Raw genomic sequence first — 16,807 nt, 5'->3', positions numbered from 1 at the left:
CCGAACTCAGTAGTGAAACGATGCATCGCCGATGGTAGTGTGGGGTTTCCCCATGTGAGAGTAGGTCATCGTCAAGATTCATTTCGCAAAACCCCTATCTGCGCAAGCAGGTAGGGGTTTTGTCTTTGTGCGCGGAAATGTCTCTAGCCTCGGGCCAGTTCAGCCAGGTGCGCGATCGCCTCTTCGCTTTTGAGCACCAGCACATCGCCCACAAGCGTATCCAGCACGACTTCAGAGGTGTTGCCGATCAAGGCTCCGGAAATGCCCGTGCGTGCGACAGTGCCAATGACCGTGACCACTGCATCGAGCTTCTGCTCGGTATGCGGTATCAGCACATCCGCAGGGCCCTCTGCGACATGCAGGCGATCCTCGCTGATATCGTATTCGGCCTGGAAAGCCCTGCAGGCCTCTCGGTAGCGTTTTTCGATGGTCTCACTGAGCTGGTAGACCGGGTCGGATGCCGCCAGCATGGGGGAGGGATGCGCAGTGATCACGTGCAGTTCACCCTTGGCCAGGCTGGCGATGTCATAGCCATGCTCGATGATGCTGGCATGCAGCCGCCGATGGTCTTCATCATCGTTGCCGACATCCACGGCAGCCAGAATTATGCCTTCCGTCCAAGGCCGCTCGCTCTTGACCATCAACACTGCGCAAGGGCACTGGCGTAGAAGTTTCCAGTCGCTTGGCGTCAGCAATGCCTTGCGCAGGGGGTTGTCCGGCCGGTGCTCCTTGATCACCAGGTCACAACCTTCAGCCTGTTGAACGGCAATGATCGACTCATGCAGGCTCTCCCTCCAGTTCTGTTCGTGAGAGACATTAGCGTAGCCATCGTCGTGTAGCTGACTGCTAAGCAAGCTGAGCAGTGCGCTGTGATCCTGTTTTTTGTCGCACATCAGCAAGTGCAGGCGCGCGCCGGTTACGCCGGCTATCAGCTTGGCGCGGGTCAACGCACGGCTATGGGCATGATGGGGATCGAGTACCACTAGAATGCTACGGACAGATTGCATGGGCATGAACTCCCCTGAAAAGGTGGTGGCCTATGCCTGACTATAGTAGGCCGGCCTTGCGTGGCCGTTTGATGTACATCAAGCATAGCCACTGGCGCTCATGATCGGCACCGGTATAATCGCCCGTCCTGCCTGCTGTGTGTGGTTGTACGTTATGTCCCTGATCCCCGAAATAGATGCCTTCCTTGGTTGCAAGACGCCAGACGCCTGGATCGAGGCGGCCATTGCTGACCAGGAAACCTTGCTGATCGACCACAAGAACTGCGAGTTCAAAGCTGCCAGCACGGCGTTGAGCCTGATCGCCAAGTACAACACCCATCTGGACCTGATCAACATGATGTCACGCTTGGCCCGTGAGGAACTGGTACATCATGAGCAGGTGTTGCGTTTGATGAAGCGCCGTGGTGTGCCTTTGCGCCCAGTGTCGGCGGGGCGCTATGCCTCTGGCTTGCGCCGCCTGGTGCGCGCCCATGAGCCAGTCAAACTGGTGGATACCCTGGTGGTAGGTGCCTTTATCGAAGCACGCAGCTGCGAGCGCTTTGCAGCATTGGTCCCGCACCTGGATGATGAGCTCGGCACTTTTTATCACGGCTTGCTTAAAAGTGAAGCGCGCCACTACCAAGGCTACCTGAAACTCGCCCATCAGTATGGCGATGAAGCAGATATCGCCCAGCGGGTTCAGCGGGTGCGTGAGGCGGAAGCAGATCTGATCCTGTCTGCGGATCAGGAACTGCGTTTCCACAGTGGTATTCCGATGGCGCAGGCCGCCTGATGTGCAACAGCCGGCACTGCGCCTGGTATCGGTTAGTGACGGCGGCCCAGTAGCAAGCCAATTACCAGGCCAAACCCGGCAGAGACCGCAACGGTTTGCCATGGGTGGCCGCCGATATATTCGTTTGTAGCGTCTACTACCGGTTGGGCTTTGGCGCGCACCTGTCCGGCCGCCTCTCGAGCCTGGCGAAGTTTCAGGCTGACCTGCGCGCGTAGCGTGTCGGCTTCTTCACCTACCAGGGAGGCGCTGTCGTTGAGCAGCTTCTCGGATTCTTCTATCAATGCCTGCAGCTCACTGAACACCTGATCCTTGATCTGCTCGCTGTTAGCTGCAAAGGCTGATTTTCGGGCCATGAACATGTCCTCGTCGATAGGGGGGGTAAGCAATGGATGCCGGTGCGCCGGGAAAGTTGCGCCAGCTTAGCGATGAAGCACCACTACGGTGTAAGATAGCGGCCATTTCAACTGGCAGGTGCATTCATGAGTTTCAATCTGGCCAACAGGAGCTTCGAGGAACGGGCGCAGATCGAGGCAGAAAAGGCGCGGCTGTTCGAACTGTGGCAGAACAACCTGGGCAAGGCGAAGGCTGACGCAGCCCGGCTGATTTCGGAAAAGCCGCGTCGCAAGGGCAAATGGGCTGAATGGGTACGTGCCGAGCTGGACGGCATGTCGCCGCCAGAATACGCCAGCATGGTACGCAGCGAGGTAAACAAGATGATGGCTGCTGCCAGCACCAACCGCTGATGATCCGCGGCCTGTCACCAGTACACGTTGCCCCCTTTGGGCAGGTCCAGCTTGCCCTCATCGGTAAAACGCACGGTGCCCAGGGGGCCGCCAGCCAGTTTACCGCGCAGCACATAAGGCATCCCTTGTAGCGAGTCGAGCTTGCTCAGGCCATAGGCCTGGCGCAGGAATGCAAACGCCGTGATGCTCACCGGTACCACCACCACCGCTTCACTGTAACGGCCGATATGCCCCCGCTGGTCGCTGACTCCAGAGGCGAGTGCCTGGCCGTTGACCTCCAGGTTCAGCGCGATGCCGTTGTAGTCGACGGCTGCCTCGTTGGGATTTTGCACGCGCATCTTTACCGCCATGCGCATTTCCAATTCTTGACCCGGCAAGGGTTCGATGCCGATCACGCTGATGTTCAGCGGGTCGCGTGCCTGGAGCAAAGCGCAGGCGTTCAGCACACCAGCCAGCAACAAGACCAGCAGCAATCGGGCGTAGCGTTGCAGAACGGCAGTCATGAAAATGGACCTTGCCAATGGAAACCGGCCTTGAGTGTGGCAAATGTCAGCCGGTGTTGAAAGCAGCGGTTCTGCTGCTGGGATGCCGCAACCGCTACCTTCGACCATCCGAAGCCTACGCCTGGCATAGTCTGCAGGTGCTCAGGGCTGCCTGAGGTTCATACTGAAACATCGCGAATCGCATTCACCCTTTTTCTGCGAACGCCTCACGCCTTAGGCTATCAAACGCACGAGGCGCACCTTTTCGTACACGAGGTGGAGTATGAATCTTACATTGCCGGCCCTGGCCGTCGGCCTGTTGCTGGGCCTGCCCGTACAGGCAGCGCCGCTACAGCCTTTGCTGCTTGCTGCCAGTAGTAACAACCCCTACAACAGCTCGATCCAGCGGGCCAACCCCAACAGCCGCCAAGGCAGCCTGCCTGTCACGCCACCAGTGCGCGGCCCTTCGACCCAGCCCATCCAGCGCACACCTAGTCTGGACAACCGCGGCATTGGTAATGGTGACAATTTGCGCCGCCAGCAGCAGACGCCGAACCTGGAACCCACCCGCCCACCGCGTGACACCCAACGCGCGCCCTGAGCCGCCACTCAAAGGAATTCTGCATGATCAAAGCTACCTGGCTGACCACGCTTACCGCTGCCGCAATGCTGCCGCTGCTCGTGCATGCCGCCGCCGAGAAGCGCTTTCCCAGCGAGGAGGGGCAGGTGACCGTCAGCACCGTAGCCGACGGCTTGCGCAACCCTTGGGCATTGGCGTTCCTGCCGGGCGGTAAGGATATGCTGGTGACTGAACGCTCCGGTAATCTGCGTGTGGTCAATGCCGAAGGCAAGGTCGGGCCCCCCATAAGCGGGGTGCCCAACGTCTGGGCCGAGGGCCAGGGCGGCCTGCTCGACGTAGTGTTGTCGCCCAAGTTCGCCCAAGATCGTACGGTTTACCTGTCGTATGCCGAAGAGGGCAGTGATGGCAAGGCCGGCACTGCCGTTGGCCGTGGCCAACTGTCCCAAGATCGCGCACGTTTGGAAAACTTCGAGGTGATCTTCCGCCAGCAACCCAAGCTTTCGGTGGGCAATCACTTTGGCTCGCGCTTGGTCTTCGATCGTAATGGCTACCTGTTCGTCGCGCTGGGCGAGAACAACCAGCGCGCCACCTCACAGGACCTGGACAAGCTGCAGGGCAAGGTTGTGCGCATCCTGCCCGATGGTGAAGTGCCCAAAGACAACCCCTTCGTCGGCAAAGACGGCGTGCGCCCTGAAATATGGTCGTTTGGCCATCGAAACCAGCAGGGGGCAGCGCTCAACCCCTGGACCGGCAAGCTATGGACGCACGAGCATGGCCCCCGCGGCGGTGATGAGATTAACATTCCGCAGGCTGGGAAGAATTATGGTTGGCCAATCGCCACCCATGGCATCAACTACTCGCTGATGCCAATCCCTGAGGCCAAGGGCGAACATGTGGACGGTATGGTCGATCCGCATCATGTTTGGGAAAAGTCGCCAGGGATCAGCGGCATGGCTTTTTACGCCAGCCCCACGTTCAAGGCTTGGGACCACAATCTGTTCATCGGTGCGCTGGCGACTCAAGAGCTGATTCGCCTGCAGCTCGATGGCGACAGGGTCGTCCATGAAGAGCGCCTGTTAGGGGATTTGAAAACGCGAATCCGTGATGTGCGGGTTGGGCCGGATGGTTACCTGTACGTGCTCACCGATGAAAAGGACGGGATGCTGCTGAAAGTTGGCCTGAGCCAGGGCTGAACACGCTTCCGGGATGTACTGAACTGTCGCTGGCGAACTTCTGAGCTGAAGTACAGTAGCGGCCCTGGCTTGTCGGCGATGGGCTCCATCAACATAATGCGGCATGGCCTTAGACCCCAAAACGCTCTATCAGCAGGCCCTTGCCGAGCAAGGCTATGTCCCCGACCCGGAGCAGGCTCAGGCCGTCTATGCCTTGCAAGCCTGTTTCGAGGCCCTGGAGGGCGGTCGCCCCGCTCGGGGCCTTTACCTGTGGGGACCGGTCGGCCGCGGCAAGACCTGGCTCATGGACTTGTTCCACCGCTGCCTGAGTACTGGCGCCCGGCGGCAGCACTTCCACCATTTCATGGCGTGGGTCCACCAACGGCTGTTTCAACTCAATGGCACCGCTGATCCGCTGCAGGCACTTGCCCGAGCGCTGGCGGCGGAGATCCGCGTGCTGTGCTTCGATGAGCTTTTTGTCAGCGACATCGCAGATGCAATCATTCTCGGTCGCCTGTTCCAGGTGTTGTTCGATCATGGTGTGGTAGTGGTTGCCACCTCCAACCAGCCGCCGCAGTTGCTGTACCAAGACGGTTTCAATCGCGATCGTTTTCTGCCGGCTATCACCGCCATAGAGCGGCACATGCAAGTCCTGGCGGTGGCAGGCGAACTGGACCATCGCCTTCACCCTGGGGCCGCACACCAGCGCTACTGGGTGGCTGAAGCTGGCAAGGCAAAGGCGCTTGAGGCGGTGTTCAAGCAGCTCAGCCCCGACGATCCGGGCACTGCGCTGCCGTTCGCAGTGGGCGCACGGCAGATCCGGGTGATCCGGCGTAGCTCACAAGCGATCTGGTGTCGCTTTGCCGACCTCTGCGAGCAGCCAATGGCAGCAATGGAATTCATGGCGCTGTGCGATCAGTTTCCGGCGATCCTGGTCGAAGGCATTCCAGCCCTGAGCGGCGAGCAGCAGGCCGGGCGTATCGCCCGTGGTACCGAGGACGGTGCCGCACGGGTGGAAGCCGGTGATCGGCAGCTGCCAGCGCTGGCAGCCAAGGATGACGCCGTGCGCCGCTTCATTGCGCTGGTCGACGAATGCTACGACCGCAGGGTGGCGCTGTACCTTGAGGCGCAGGTTCCGCTTGAAGCGCTCTACACTCAAGGGTATCTGGCCTTCCCGTACCAAAGGACCCTAAGCCGGCTACGGGAGATGCAACTGCAACGCTTCGCCTGAAGGAGCCGAACCATGGAGCCGCTGTCGCATCATCTGCTGACCCAGGCCTATAACAATGGCTGGGCCAACCACCGCCTGTACAAGGCCTGTCTGCAACTGACCCAGGACGAGTTCGTCGCGCCCCGGTGCAGCTTCTTTCCGTCGATCAAGGCCACCCTCAACCATGTGCTGACGGTGGACTGGTTCTATCTGCACATGCTCGAGTGCGAGCAGCGTGGCGAGGCGCCTGCGGCCGACGGTGAACGCTTCTTCGAGGCGGAGCAGCCTTTTGCTACGTGCACCGACCTGCACGCCGAACAGGCCCAGGCCGACCATCGGCTGATCGCTTACTGCAGTGTGCTGAGCGACGACCAGTTATCGCGCTACGTGAGCATCGTGAGGCCCGACCGTGTGCAGCGTGAACAGCGCCTGCGCTTGCTTGCACACCTTTTCGAGCACCAGATCCATCACCGTGGCCAGGTCCATGCCATGCTCAGCGATACAGCGGTGCGCCCGCCCCAGCTCGATGAGTTCTTCTGTGAGGAAGAGGCCGGTTTGCGAGTGCATGATTTTGCCGAGCTTGGCTGGAGCGAGGACCGCGTCTGGAAGTGAGGCCGTGCTGCACTGGCTGACTATTCAGTTGGCGGCTTTGCGCCGGGGTTGCCGCGGCTTGCTGCCTGTGGCCTTGGCACCGTTAGCTGCAGGTTTGCCTTTGCCACCGCTGCGGCGCTTTTTCTTCCACGGCGCCGCCTTGCCCACCGCTGGCCCGTTGATGGTCATGCGCATGCCGCTGCAGCGCTCCACCAGTTTGCCCATCCATGCCGACTGCCGAGCAACGAAGTCCTCCAGGCTCATTTCACCATTTTGCACCATGTCCAGCGCCTGTTCCCAGATTGCCGTGGTACCTGGGTCGGCGATGGCGCGTGGCACGGCGTCGATCAGGCTGAAGGCGGCTGGGGTGGCGGCCAGTGCCTTGCCGTTCTTGACCAGATAGCCGCGGTCGAGCAGGCCCTGGATGATGCTGGCACGGGTCGCCTCGGTGCCGATGCCGGTGGTTTCCTTGAGCTTCTGTTTCAGCCGCGGGTCGTCCACCAGCTTGGCGACGTTCTTCATGGCCTTGATCAGGTCGCCTTCGGTGAAGGGTTTGGGCGGTTGGGTCCAGAGGTCCTTCAACTGCAGGCCCTGTACGGCGCAGTCCTGGCCCTCGCACAATGTGGGCAGCACTTGCGCTGGCGGCGCTTCGCGACCTTTGGCTGGAGCCAGCGCCTCGGGTAATGCGCGACGCCAGCCCGGCTCCGCGATCTGCTTGCCCACTGCACGCAGGGCATGGCCTGCACAGTCGAACTCGGCCTGGGTGCGATCATACTCGTGGTTAGGCAGGAACTGGGCCAGGTAGCGGGCGCGGATCAGGGTGTAGACCGCCTTGTGCTTGGCTGGCAAGCGTGACGGGTCGCTGGCGGCCGCAGTAGGGATGATGCCGTGGTGCGCGGTGACTTTGGCATCGTTCCAGGCCCGCGAGCGGCGGTGCGGCGCAAGGTGCGCTTGCAGCGGCGCCAGGCTGCTATCGGCTCGCTGCAATGCAGCAAGGATTGCCGGCGCTTCGCTGTGCTGGCTGAGGGGCAGGTAACCGCAATCGCTGCGTGGGTAGGTGATCAGCTTGTGGGTTTCGTACAGGGCCTGGGCAATGTCGAGGGTTTCCTGGGCACCAAGGCCGAATTTCTTGGAGCACAGTTCCTGCAGGGTGCCGAGGTCGAAGGGCAGGGGGGCTGCCTCGCGTACACGCTCTGTGGTCACCTTGATCACCCGTGCAGTCCGGGCGTTGCCGATGTCTGTGGCGGCCTGTTGGGCCAGTGCCTGGTCAAGGCAGCGGCCCTGGTCGTCGCAGATGTGTTGTGGCGCTCGCCACTGGGCGTTGAAGCCCATGCCGGCATGCTCGAGTTGCACGTCGATGGCCCAGAACGGTAACGGTACGAAATCGGCGATGCTGCGGTCGCGGTCCACCACCAGGCGCAGGGTAGGTGTTTGTACCCGGCCCACCGGTAGCACACCCTGGTAGCCCGACTGGCGGCCCAATAGGGTGAACAGCCGGCTCATGTTCATGCCGATGAGCCAGTCGGCGCGTGAGCGGCCCAGCGCCGAGTGATAGAGGTTGAAGGTATCCTGCCCTGGCAGAAGGCGCGCCAAGGCCTTGCGAATCGAGGCATCGTCCAGAGCGGACAGCCACAGGCGCTGTATGGGCCCACGGTAGCGACAATGCTCGACCAGTTCGCGGGCGATCATTTCGCCTTCGCGGTCGGCATCGGTGGCGATTACCAGTTCGCGTGCCTCGCCGAGCAAGCGCTTGACGGCCTTGAACTGGCTGGCGGTCTTGGGCTTGACCAGCATCTTCCATTTGTCTGGAATGATGGGCAGGTCGGCGAGGTTCCAGCGCTTGTAGCGTTCGTCGTAGCTGCCGGGCGGCGCGGTTTCCAACAGGTGGCCGATGCACCAGGTGACGCAGACGTCTGTGCCTTGCCAGCAGCCGTCGCCCTTGCGGTTGGCACCTAGGATCTTGGCGATGTCTTTTGCCTGGGAGGGTTTTTCGCAGAGGAACAGGCGCATGGCCGGGACGCTTTATCGAGAGTGATAGGCACTAGGATGCGCAAGCGCGGGCGCGGAGGCAAGTTTTATCTGGATGGATGTACAGGTTTTGTCGGTGAGGATGTTGCTGCGACCACCGGCCTCGCGCCGGCAAGCCGGCCCCCACAGGTGTGTCATCGCTCCTGAAAGCTATGAGGCATGTGGGGGAGCCGGCTTGCCGGCGAGAGGGCCGGTGAGGTCAGCCGCTAGGAATCAGGCAAACTCGCGGGAGTCGCGCACCATGTCAACATGCGGGATGCCGGCTTCAAGGAATTCCTCGCTGACCACGCGAAAGCCGAGCCGCTCGTAGAATGGCGTGGCATGCACTTGCGCGCTGAGCATCTGTTGCTTGAGGTCACGGTTCTGCGCCTCGAGGATGACCGCATTGACCAGTGCATCGCCAACCTTCAGCCCGCGCCAGTCCTTGAGCACCGAGATGCGCCCGATGGTACCGTCGGCCAGCAGGCGGGCAGTGCCAATCGGGTAATCGCCTTCCAGCGCCAGAAAATGCAGCGCGTCCTGGTCTTCCGAGTCGAACTCCAGCTCAGGTGGAATGTGCTGTTCGGCGACGAACACCGCTTCACGGATACGCCGGATATCGGCGTTGTCTTTCTGCCAATCGGCGAGGCGCACGCGAATCTTATTCATTGGCGAATCCCAGGCTTCCTTGTTTGATCAACTGCTGTACTAGCATAAGGCCGTCTTCATCCTCCAGCCACTGTGCAAGGTTGTCGATGTGTAACGCGTCGGCGGCACACACCAGCTTCAGCAGCTCGCGCAGTTTGGCGGGCAGCGGGCAGCTGCGGCCGCTGGCGAACAGCATCAGGTCATCGCCAAGCTCCGACCAGGCCATCCGCGCACTTGGGTTGCGAATCAGGATGGCACCGTCTTCGAGTGCTTCGATCAGCTCCTGCTCGTCCAGCTCTTCACCGACGACCTGTTCGGGGTAGCGCGGCTCGGTCATGAACTGGCCGAACCAGGTCAGCAGCAGGTCCTTGTCGTTCATGTGCTTGTCGAGCAGGCCCTTGAGACGGTCGAGGGCGTCGTGCTGGATCTGGTGCGGGTCGCTGGCAGGCTCGGCGTCGGCGTCGCTGTAGCGTTCCTCGTCCGGCAGGAACTGGCCGAGGAAGTCGGTGAAGTGGGTCAGCACTTCGGCGGCGCTTGGCGCGCGGAAACCGACCGAGTAGGTCAGGCAGTCGTCCACGGCCACGCCGTAGTGGGCCAGGCGCGGTGGCAGGTAGAGCATGTCGCCAGGCTCCAGGGTCCATTCGCCGCTCTGTTCGAATTCGGCGAGGATGCGCAGGTCGGCATGGTCCAGCAGCGGGCTGTCGCTGTTGCACATCTGGCCGATCTTCCAGTTGCGCTGGCCGTGGCCTTGCAGCAGGAACACGTCGTAGTTGTCGAAGTGCGGGCCTACGCTGCCACCGGGAGTGGCGAAGCTGATCATCACATCGTCGATGCGCCAGCTTGGCAGGAAGCGGAAGTGCTCCAGTAGTTCGGCCACTTCAGGTACGAACTGGTCGACGGCCTGAACCAGCAGGGTCCAGTCTTTCTCAGGCAGGTCGGCGAAGGTGTCTTCGTTGAACGGGCCGCGGCGCAGCTCCCACGGGTGGGCGCCGTGCTCGAGCACGATGCGCGACTCGACTTCCTCTTCCAGGGCCAGGCCGGCCAGCTCGTCGGGGTCGATCGGGCTTTCGAAGTCCGGGAATGCCTGGCGCACCAGCAGCGGCTTCTTCTGCCAGTAGTCGCGCATGAATTCACGGGCCGAGATGCCGCCGAGCAGCTGCAGTGGAGTATCAGGATTCATGTTCAACCTATTGAAAAAACGTAATTTTCGTCCGGGAATAAAAACGCCCGGCCAGGCCGGGCGTTGAACTCGACGCTTAGCTTAGATGCGTTTGGCCTGCGCTACGGCGTTACCGATGTAGCTGGCAGGGGTCAGCTGCTTGAGCTCGGCCTTGGCTTCGGCTGGCATGTCCAGGCCGTCGATGAAGGTCAGCAGTGCTTCTGGGGTGATGCCCTTGCCACGGGTCAGCTCCTTGAGCTTCTCGTAGGGGTTCTCGATGTTGAAGCGGCGCATCACGGTCTGGATCGGCTCGGCGAGGACTTCCCAGCAGGCGTCCAGGTCGGCGGCGATACGTGCGGCGTTGACTTCCAGCTTGCCGATGCCTTTGAGGCTGGCTTCATAGGCGATGACGCTGTGAGCGAAGCCCACACCCAGGTTGCGCAGCACGGTGGAGTCGGTCAGGTCACGCTGCCAGCGCGAGATCGGCAGCTTGCTGGCCAAGTGCTGGAACAGTGCGTTGGCGATACCCAGGTTGCCTTCGGAGTTTTCGAAGTCGATCGGGTTGACCTTGTGCGGCATGGTCGACGAGCCGATTTCGCCAGCGACGGTCTTCTGCTTGAAGTAGCCCAGCGAGATGTAGCCCCAGACGTCGCGGTCGAAGTCGATGAGGATGGTGTTGAAGCGGGCGATGGCGTCGAACAGCTCGGCGATGTAGTCGTGCGGCTCGATCTGGGTGGTGTACGGGTTGAACACCAGGCCCAGTTCGTCTTCGATGAAGGCGCGGGCGTTTTCTTCCCAGTCGATCTGCGAGTAGGCCGACAGGTGGGCGTTGTAGTTGCCCACGGCACCGTTGATCTTGCCCAGCAGCGGCACGGCGGCCACTTGAGCGATCTGGCGCTCCAGGCGGTAGACGACGTTGGCCAGCTCTTTACCCAGCGTGGTCGGCGAAGCCGGCTGGCCGTGGGTGCGCGACAGCATCGGCACGTCGGCATGTGCATGGGCCAGGGCACGGATGGCATCCGCGATCTGACGCATCAGTGGCAGCAGCACGTCATCGCGGCCAGCACGCAGCATCAGGGCGTGGGACAGGTTGTTGATGTCCTCACTGGTGCAGGCGAAGTGGATGAATTCGCTGACTTTGGCCAACTCAGGCAGTTGCGCAGCCTGCTCCTTGAGGAGGTACTCGATCGCCTTGACGTCATGGTTGGTGGTGCGCTCGATTTCCTTGACGCGTTCAGCGTGCTCGAGCTTGAAGTCGGTGGCCAGGCTGTCCAGCAGGGCGTTGGCTTCGGCGGAGAACGCCGGCACTTCGCCGATCTGCGGGTGGGCGGCCAGGCGCTGCAGCCAGCGCACTTCGACCAGGGCGCGGAAACGGATCAGGCCGAATTCGCTGAAAATGGGGCGCAAGGCCTGGGTTTTGCCGGCATAACGGCCGTCTACAGGGGAAACCGCAGTGAGCGAAGAGAGCTGCATGGGGTGTTCTCGGACAGTCAGGCTTTTGGAGGGCGCATATCATACATGAAAAATGCGCCGAGGTCGGGTGGCTGACCAAAGGTCAGCCCAATCTGGATCGGGTGGCAGTCGCTGTGCAAACAGGCAGCTCAGCCCTCAGCTGGGGCTGCGCATCATATCGTACAGCTCGTTGAGCAACTTGCGCCGGCTGAACACCAGCTGCCAGCGGTGCCCGCCCAGCTGGCGCCAAAGGCGTGCGGCGCGTATACCGGCCAGCAGCAGAGCGCGAATTTTCGAAGCGTTGCTGGCCTGCTGCAGGAAGCGCATGTCGCCATGCACCTGAATGCGCTGGCGCAGGGTGCTCAGGGTGTCCTGATACAACGCGCCGCTGGAGGCGATGACGTTTTCGTGAACCAGGCCGAAATGGTCGGCCTGCGATTGGATCTGCGGCAGGCGGTTGCCAATGGTGTCGAGCAGGTCGCCCCGCTTGTTCAGCTGGCGTTCCAGGCCGAGCATCGACAGCGCATAACGCAGCGGTTCGCGCTGCAGGCTGCTGGGGTCGCGCTCCAGGGCGCCGACCAGGGCGCGATAACCGTCACGCAGGTTGAGGTCGTCGCCACCGAACACCTCCAGGGTGTCCTTGGGGTCGCGCACCAGCAGGCTGCCCAGCATGCAGCCGATATCGGCCTCGCTGGCCTGGCCGGTGCGGGCGATGCGGTCGACCAGCACGGCGGCCTGAAACACCCCGCCCAGGGCAATCAATTGCTCCTGCAGTTTGCTCATGCGCGCGGGCTCCACGGCTCGGCCGTCTCGATCACGCCGCCACCCAGGCACACCTCACCGTCGTAGAACACTACCGACTGGCCAGGGGTAACGGCGCGCTGCGGCTCGTCGAACACGGCGCGGTAGCCGCTTTCGGTCAGTTCCAGGGTGCAGCGCTGGTCGCTCTGGCGGTAGCGCACCTTGGCAGTGAGCGTGCGCGGGCTGCTGAGGTCGATCGGGTTGACCCAGAAGATTTCCGAAGCGAGCAGCGCGCGGGAGAACAACCAAGGGTGTTCATTGCCCTGACCGACCACCAGTACATTGCGGGCCAGGTCTTTGTGCAGCACGTACCACGGCTCGTCGCCTGCGTCTTTCAGGCCGCCAATACCCAAGCCCTGGCGCTGGCCAATGGTGTGGTACATCAGACCGTGGTGGCGGCCGATGACTTCGCCTTCGGTGGTCTGGATCTCACCTGGCTGGGCCGGCAGGTACTGCTTGAGGAAGTCACTGAAACGGCGCTCACCGATGAAGCAGATACCGGTGGAATCCTTCTTCTTGGCGGTGGCCAGGCCGTGTTTTTCGGCGATGGCGCGGACCTCGGGCTTTTCCAGTTCGCCGACCGGGAACAGGGTGCGAGCGATTTCCTTGCCGCCCACGGCATGCAGGAAATAGCTCTGGTCCTTGTTCGGGTCCAGGCCCTTGAGCAGTTCGGTGATCGCGCCGGTGTCGCGGCGGCGCACGTAATGACCGGTGGCGATCAGGTCTGCCCCCAGCGAAAGCGCGTAGTCGAGAAACGCCTTGAACTTGATTTCGCGGTTGCAGAGGATGTCCGGGTTGGGTGTACGGCCGGCTTTGTATTCTTCGAGGAAGTGCTCGAAAACGTTGTCCCAGTATTCAGCAGCGAAGTTGGCGGTATGCAGCTTGACGCCGATACGGTCGCACACGGCCTGGGCGTCGGCCAGATCTTCCCGGGCGGTGCAGTATTCGGTGCCGTCGTCCTCTTCCCAGTTCTTCATGAACAGACCTTCCACCTGGTAGCCCTGCTCCATGAGCAGAAGGGCGGAGACGGAAGAGTCCACGCCGCCGGACATGCCGACGATGACGCGGGTCTTGGCGGGGTCTTTGAGTGCTGGGCTGGTCATGGCTACCGATGTGTATCAAGGGGGAAAAGCGCCGATTCTATCAAACCCGAGGCTGCGCGTCAGTCGCGCAGCAAGTCGAGGCTGTGCAACGGGCCTGCGAGGTAGTCATCCAGGCAGCGTGGCACCAGTTCGCTGCGCCAGCGGACGGGGGCGGCCAACAGCTCCTCGCGGGTGAGCCAGACGGCACGGACGATGTCGCTGTCCAGGGCGCGGTCGGCGTGGTGGCGCACGGGGCGTGCGGCGAAGCAGATGCGCTGGTAGGTCACGCCGTTGCTGGGTGCGGTGTACAGATAGATGCCGACCACGCCGGTGAGCTCGACTTCCCACGCGGTTTCTTCCAGCGTTTCGCGCAGTGCGGCCTGGGGCAGGGTTTCGTCAGGCTCCAGGTGGCCGGCGGGCTGGTTGAACACGTGCTGGCCGGCCTTGAATTCCTCGACGAAGAGGAATTTGCCTGCGTGCTCGACGACAGTGGCGACGGTGATGTGCGGTTGCCAGGACACGGTCGATGTTCTCCGATGGTTAGAAGCTGCAAGCTGCAAGCTGCAAGCTGCAAGCTGCAAGCTGCAAGCTGCAAGCCACAAGCCACAAGCCACAAGCTACAAGCAAGAGCAAGAGCAGTGCGCGCATCGCTTTTTCTTGCAGCTTGCAGCTTGCAGCTTGAAGCTTGCAGCTCAAAAAGCACAAACCCCGGTGCGTGGCCGGGGTTTGTGCTGTTACGTCAAGCGAGCCTTACAGGGCGGCGATCGCGCTGTTCAGGGTCTGGCTTGGGCGCATCACCTTGGCGGTCAGCTCTGCGTCCGGAGCGTAGTAGCCACCGATGTCGGCCGGCTTGCCCTGAACGGCGTTGAGCTCGGCGACGATGGTCGCTTCGTTCTCGGCCAGGGTTTTTGCCAGCGGCGCGAAGCGCGCCTGCAGCGCGGCGTCGTCAGTCTGGGCGGCCAGGGCTTCTGCCCAGTACAGGGTCAGGTAGAAGTGGCTGCCGCGGTTGTCGATACCACCGACTTTGCGCGAAGGCGACTTGTTGGTGTCGAGGAACTTGCCGGTGGCCTGGTCCAGGGTGTTGGCCAGGACCTTGGCGCGCGGGTTGTCGTAAGTGTTGCCCAGGTGCTCCAGGGAAGCGGCCAGGGCCAGGAATTCACCCAGCGAGTCCCAACGCAGGAAGTTCTCTTCCACCAACTGTTGCACGTGCTTGGGTGCCGAACCGCCAGCGCCGGTTTCGAACAGGCCGCCGCCGTTCATCAGCGGTACGATCGACAGCATCTTGGCGCTGGTGCCCAGCTCCATGATCGGGAACAGGTCGGTCAGGTAGTCGCGCAGCACGTTGCCGGTCACCGAGATGGTGTCCTTGCCTTCACGAATGCGGGCAAGCGAGAACTTGATGGCGTCGACCGGCGCCAGGACACGGATGTCCAGGCCAGCGGTGTCGTGATCCTTCAGGTACTTCTGCACCTTCTCGATCATCACACCGTCGTGGGCGCGGGCCGGGTCCAGCCAGAATACAGCCGGGGTGTTGCTCAGGCGGGCGCGGTTGACGGCCAGCTTGACCCAGTCCTGGATCGGCGCGTCTTTGGTCTGGCACATGCGGAAGATGTCACCGGCTTCGACGTTCTGCTCCAGAACGACCTTGCCCTTGCCATCGACCACGCGCACGACACCGTCGGCCTTGACCTGGAACGTCTTGTCGTGGGAGCCGTACTCTTCGGCTTTCTGTGCCATCAGGCCGACGTTCGGTACGCTGCCCATGGTGGTCGGGTCGAACGCGCCGTTGGCCTTGCAGTCTTCGATGGTGGCCTGGTAGATACCGGCGTAGCAGCGGTCCGGGATGATCGCCTTGGCGTCCTGCAGCTCACCGGCGGTGTTCCACATCTTGCCCGAGTCACGGATCATGGCCGGCATCGATGCGTCGACGATGACGTCGCTCGGCACGTGCAGGTTGGTGATGCCTTTATCGGAGTTGACCATGGCCAGGGCCGGGCGGTCGGCGTACAGGGCCTGGATGTCGGCTTCGATCTCGGCCTGCTTGTCGGCTGGCAGGTCCTTGATGCGGGCATACAGGTCGCCGATGCCGTTGTTGGCATTGAAGCCCACTTCGGTCAGCGCGGCAGCATGCTTGGCCAGCACTTCGCCGTAGAAGGCTTCGACGATGACGCCGAACATGATCGGGTCGGACACCTTCATCATGGTGGCTTTCAGGTGCACCGACAGCAGCACGCCAGAGGCCTTGGCATCGGCGATCTGCTCGGCGATGAAGGCTTTCAGGGCCTTGCGGCTCATGGTCGCGCAGTCGATGACTTCGGCGGCTTTGACGGCGGTTTTTTCTTTCAGCACGGTGATGCTGCCGTCTTTGGCAACCAGCTCGATGCGCAGGCTGTCGTCAGCCTCGATCAGTGCGGCCTTTTCGCTGCCGTAGAAGTCGCCCTGGGTCATGTGGGCAACGTGCGACTTGGAGTCGGCGGCCCAGGCACCCATCTTGTGCGGGTGCTTGCGCGCGTAGTTCTTGACCGACAGCGGTGCGCGGCGGTCGGAGTTGCCTTCGCGCAGTACCGGGTTCACGGCGCTGCCCTTGATGCGGTCGTAGCGCGCGCGGGATTCTTTTTCTTCCGCGGTGGCCGGTTCGTCGGCGTAGTCCGGGATGTTGAAGCCCTTGCCTTGCAGTTCCTTGATAGCGGCCTTGAGCTGCGGCACCGAGGCGCTGATGTTCGGCAGCTTGATGATGTTGGCTTCAGGTGTGGTAGCCAGTTGGCCCAGTTCCGCCAGGTGATCGCCTACCTGCTTCTCGGTGCCCAGTTGCTCCGGGAATGCCGCGAGGATGCGGCCAGCCAGGGAAATGTCGCGAGTTTCGACGGCGATGTCAGCCGAAGCGGTGAACGCTTCGACGATCGGCAGCAGCGAGTAGGTGGCGAGGGCGGGGGCTTCGTCGGTGAAGGTATAGATGATCTTGGAACGGGTGGGCATGCGGGTTAACTCTCTATGTGCTGAGCGTACTCGAGTCTCGAGGTGCGCAGGGTAGGCGCTTCGCCCTGGCGACGCCATGAGCGGAAAGTCGAGAGGCTGCGAGCGGTGATGGTGGATGCATCAGT

The 16,807-nt window shown here is 62.1% G+C and carries 17 protein-coding genes and 1 rRNA gene; 7 read left to right on the top strand and 11 right to left on the bottom strand.

Going from position 1 to position 16,807, the window contains the following annotated elements; genetic code table 11:
- A 5S ribosomal RNA gene (rrf, locus tag JNA92_RS26085) occupies window positions 1-77 on the top strand; the annotation flags it as partial.
- 66 nt (window positions 78-143) lie between these two features.
- Here the strand turns inward: rrf and JNA92_RS15150 are convergent.
- On the bottom strand, window positions 144-1,007 hold the full coding sequence (locus JNA92_RS15150) for a universal stress protein (RefSeq protein WP_241805443.1): 864 nt from the start codon (window positions 1,005-1,007) through the stop codon (window positions 144-146).
- A 154-nt stretch (window positions 1,008-1,161) separates the two neighbouring features.
- On the opposite strand from JNA92_RS15150, the gene JNA92_RS15145 reads away from it, so the two are divergent.
- On the top strand, window positions 1,162-1,779 hold the full coding sequence (locus tag JNA92_RS15145) for a tRNA-(ms[2]io[6]A)-hydroxylase (protein WP_241805442.1): 618 nt from the start codon (window positions 1,162-1,164) through the stop codon (window positions 1,777-1,779).
- Window positions 1,780-1,811: 32 nt separating this feature from the next.
- Here the strand turns inward: JNA92_RS15145 and JNA92_RS15140 are convergent, their stop codons facing one another.
- Window positions 1,812-2,132: a DUF883 family protein gene (locus JNA92_RS15140; RefSeq protein WP_241805441.1), complete on the bottom strand. Its 321-nt coding sequence runs from the start codon at window positions 2,130-2,132 to the stop codon at window positions 1,812-1,814.
- 126 nt (window positions 2,133-2,258) lie between these two features.
- On the opposite strand from JNA92_RS15140, the gene JNA92_RS15135 reads away from it, so the two are divergent.
- Window positions 2,259-2,522: a hypothetical protein gene (locus tag JNA92_RS15135; RefSeq protein WP_241805440.1), complete on the top strand. Its 264-nt coding sequence runs from the start codon at window positions 2,259-2,261 to the stop codon at window positions 2,520-2,522.
- Window positions 2,523-2,536: 14 nt separating this feature from the next.
- Here JNA92_RS15135 and JNA92_RS15130 read toward each other — a convergent pair whose 3' ends face one another.
- Window positions 2,537-3,025: an LEA type 2 family protein gene (locus JNA92_RS15130; protein ID WP_241805439.1), complete on the bottom strand. Its 489-nt coding sequence runs from the start codon at window positions 3,023-3,025 to the stop codon at window positions 2,537-2,539.
- 262 nt (window positions 3,026-3,287) lie between these two features.
- Here JNA92_RS15130 and JNA92_RS15125 point away from each other — a divergent pair, with 262 nt between their 5' ends.
- The 4 genes from JNA92_RS15125 (at window position 3,288) to JNA92_RS15110 (ending at window position 6,578) form a co-directional block, all read left to right on the top strand.
- On the top strand, window positions 3,288-3,605 hold the full coding sequence (locus tag JNA92_RS15125; protein ID WP_241805438.1) for a hypothetical protein: 318 nt from the start codon (window positions 3,288-3,290) through the stop codon (window positions 3,603-3,605).
- A 23-nt stretch (window positions 3,606-3,628) separates the two neighbouring features.
- Window positions 3,629-4,777 (top strand): PQQ-dependent sugar dehydrogenase, encoded by a 1,149-nt coding sequence (locus tag JNA92_RS15120; protein WP_241805437.1) that lies wholly within the window; start codon window positions 3,629-3,631, stop codon window positions 4,775-4,777.
- A 103-nt stretch (window positions 4,778-4,880) separates the two neighbouring features.
- Entirely contained in the window at window positions 4,881-5,987 is a 1,107-nt protein-coding gene (zapE, locus tag JNA92_RS15115) for a cell division protein ZapE (RefSeq protein ID WP_241805436.1), read from the top strand.
- 12 nt (window positions 5,988-5,999) lie between these two features.
- Complete coding sequence (locus tag JNA92_RS15110) at window positions 6,000-6,578, top strand: DinB family protein (RefSeq protein WP_241805435.1); 579 nt, start codon at window positions 6,000-6,002, stop codon at window positions 6,576-6,578.
- 24 nt (window positions 6,579-6,602) lie between these two features.
- Here the strand turns inward: JNA92_RS15110 and JNA92_RS15105 are convergent, their stop codons facing one another.
- The 8 genes from JNA92_RS15105 to JNA92_RS15070 all read right to left on the bottom strand — a co-directional run bounded on the left by JNA92_RS15105 (window position 6,603) and on the right by JNA92_RS15070 (window position 16,682).
- Window positions 6,603-8,567: a DNA topoisomerase III gene (locus JNA92_RS15105; RefSeq protein WP_241805434.1), complete on the bottom strand. Its 1,965-nt coding sequence runs from the start codon at window positions 8,565-8,567 to the stop codon at window positions 6,603-6,605.
- 231 nt (window positions 8,568-8,798) lie between these two features.
- Window positions 8,799-9,233, bottom strand: a complete 435-nt coding sequence (locus tag JNA92_RS15100) for a GNAT family N-acetyltransferase (protein WP_241805433.1) — start codon at window positions 9,231-9,233, stop codon at window positions 8,799-8,801.
- Window positions 9,226-10,392, bottom strand: a complete 1,167-nt coding sequence (locus JNA92_RS15095; protein WP_039604938.1) for a cupin domain-containing protein — start codon at window positions 10,390-10,392, stop codon at window positions 9,226-9,228. The genes JNA92_RS15100 and JNA92_RS15095 overlap by 8 nt, the downstream gene beginning before the upstream one ends.
- An 81-nt stretch (window positions 10,393-10,473) precedes the next feature.
- Entirely contained in the window at window positions 10,474-11,844 is a 1,371-nt protein-coding gene (gene purB / locus JNA92_RS15090) for an adenylosuccinate lyase (protein ID WP_241805432.1), read from the bottom strand.
- A 135-nt stretch (window positions 11,845-11,979) separates the two neighbouring features.
- Complete coding sequence (hflD, locus tag JNA92_RS15085) at window positions 11,980-12,606, bottom strand: high frequency lysogenization protein HflD (protein WP_241805431.1); 627 nt, start codon at window positions 12,604-12,606, stop codon at window positions 11,980-11,982.
- Window positions 12,603-13,727, bottom strand: coding sequence for a tRNA 2-thiouridine(34) synthase MnmA (gene mnmA, locus JNA92_RS15080; protein ID WP_241805430.1), 1,125 nt, complete (start codon window positions 13,725-13,727; stop codon window positions 12,603-12,605). Before mnmA ends, hflD begins: the two co-directional genes overlap by 4 nt.
- Window positions 13,728-13,786: 59 nt before the next feature.
- Window positions 13,787-14,227 (bottom strand): NUDIX hydrolase, encoded by a 441-nt coding sequence (locus JNA92_RS15075; RefSeq protein ID WP_241805429.1) that lies wholly within the window; start codon window positions 14,225-14,227, stop codon window positions 13,787-13,789.
- Between the two features lie 229 nt (window positions 14,228-14,456).
- Window positions 14,457-16,682: an NADP-dependent isocitrate dehydrogenase gene (locus tag JNA92_RS15070; protein ID WP_241805428.1), complete on the bottom strand. Its 2,226-nt coding sequence runs from the start codon at window positions 16,680-16,682 to the stop codon at window positions 14,457-14,459.
- Window positions 16,683-16,807: the final 125 nt, after the last annotated feature.

Origin of the sequence: Pseudomonas putida (assembly GCF_022627325.1) — a bacterium.
Taxonomy (GTDB): Bacteria; Pseudomonadota; Gammaproteobacteria; order Pseudomonadales; family Pseudomonadaceae; genus Aquipseudomonas; species Aquipseudomonas putida_X.
This window is presented reverse-complemented; position numbering and strand designations above follow the sequence as displayed.

Excerpts from the sequence above, each read along its gene's own strand:
- JNA92_RS15135 (WP_241805440.1), top strand. The coding sequence starts at position 2,259 with ATGAGTTTCAATCTGGCCAACAGGAGCTTCGAGGAACGGGCGCAGATC.
- JNA92_RS15145 (WP_241805442.1), top strand. The coding sequence starts at position 1,162 with ATGTCCCTGATCCCCGAAATAGATGCCTTCCTTGGTTGCAAGACGCCA.
- purB (WP_241805432.1), bottom strand. The coding sequence starts at position 11,844 with ATGCAGCTCTCTTCGCTCACTGCGGTTTCCCCTGTAGACGGCCGTTAT.
- mnmA (WP_241805430.1), bottom strand. The coding sequence starts at position 13,727 with ATGACCAGCCCAGCACTCAAAGACCCCGCCAAGACCCGCGTCATCGTC.
- JNA92_RS15140 (WP_241805441.1), bottom strand. The coding sequence starts at position 2,132 with ATGGCCCGAAAATCAGCCTTTGCAGCTAACAGCGAGCAGATCAAGGAT.
- zapE (WP_241805436.1), top strand. The coding sequence starts at position 4,881 with ATGGCCTTAGACCCCAAAACGCTCTATCAGCAGGCCCTTGCCGAGCAA.
- JNA92_RS15130 (WP_241805439.1), bottom strand. The coding sequence starts at position 3,025 with ATGACTGCCGTTCTGCAACGCTACGCCCGATTGCTGCTGGTCTTGTTG.
- hflD (WP_241805431.1), bottom strand. The coding sequence starts at position 12,606 with ATGAGCAAACTGCAGGAGCAATTGATTGCCCTGGGCGGGGTGTTTCAG.
- JNA92_RS15110 (WP_241805435.1), top strand. The coding sequence starts at position 6,000 with ATGGAGCCGCTGTCGCATCATCTGCTGACCCAGGCCTATAACAATGGC.
- JNA92_RS15100 (WP_241805433.1), bottom strand. The coding sequence starts at position 9,233 with ATGAATAAGATTCGCGTGCGCCTCGCCGATTGGCAGAAAGACAACGCC.
- JNA92_RS15105 (WP_241805434.1), bottom strand. The coding sequence starts at position 8,567 with ATGCGCCTGTTCCTCTGCGAAAAACCCTCCCAGGCAAAAGACATCGCC.
- JNA92_RS15120 (WP_241805437.1), top strand. The coding sequence starts at position 3,629 with ATGATCAAAGCTACCTGGCTGACCACGCTTACCGCTGCCGCAATGCTG.
- JNA92_RS15150 (WP_241805443.1), bottom strand. The coding sequence starts at position 1,007 with ATGCAATCTGTCCGTAGCATTCTAGTGGTACTCGATCCCCATCATGCC.
- JNA92_RS15095 (WP_039604938.1), bottom strand. The coding sequence starts at position 10,392 with ATGAATCCTGATACTCCACTGCAGCTGCTCGGCGGCATCTCGGCCCGT.
- JNA92_RS15070 (WP_241805428.1), bottom strand. The coding sequence starts at position 16,682 with ATGCCCACCCGTTCCAAGATCATCTATACCTTCACCGACGAAGCCCCC.
- JNA92_RS15125 (WP_241805438.1), top strand. The coding sequence starts at position 3,288 with ATGAATCTTACATTGCCGGCCCTGGCCGTCGGCCTGTTGCTGGGCCTG.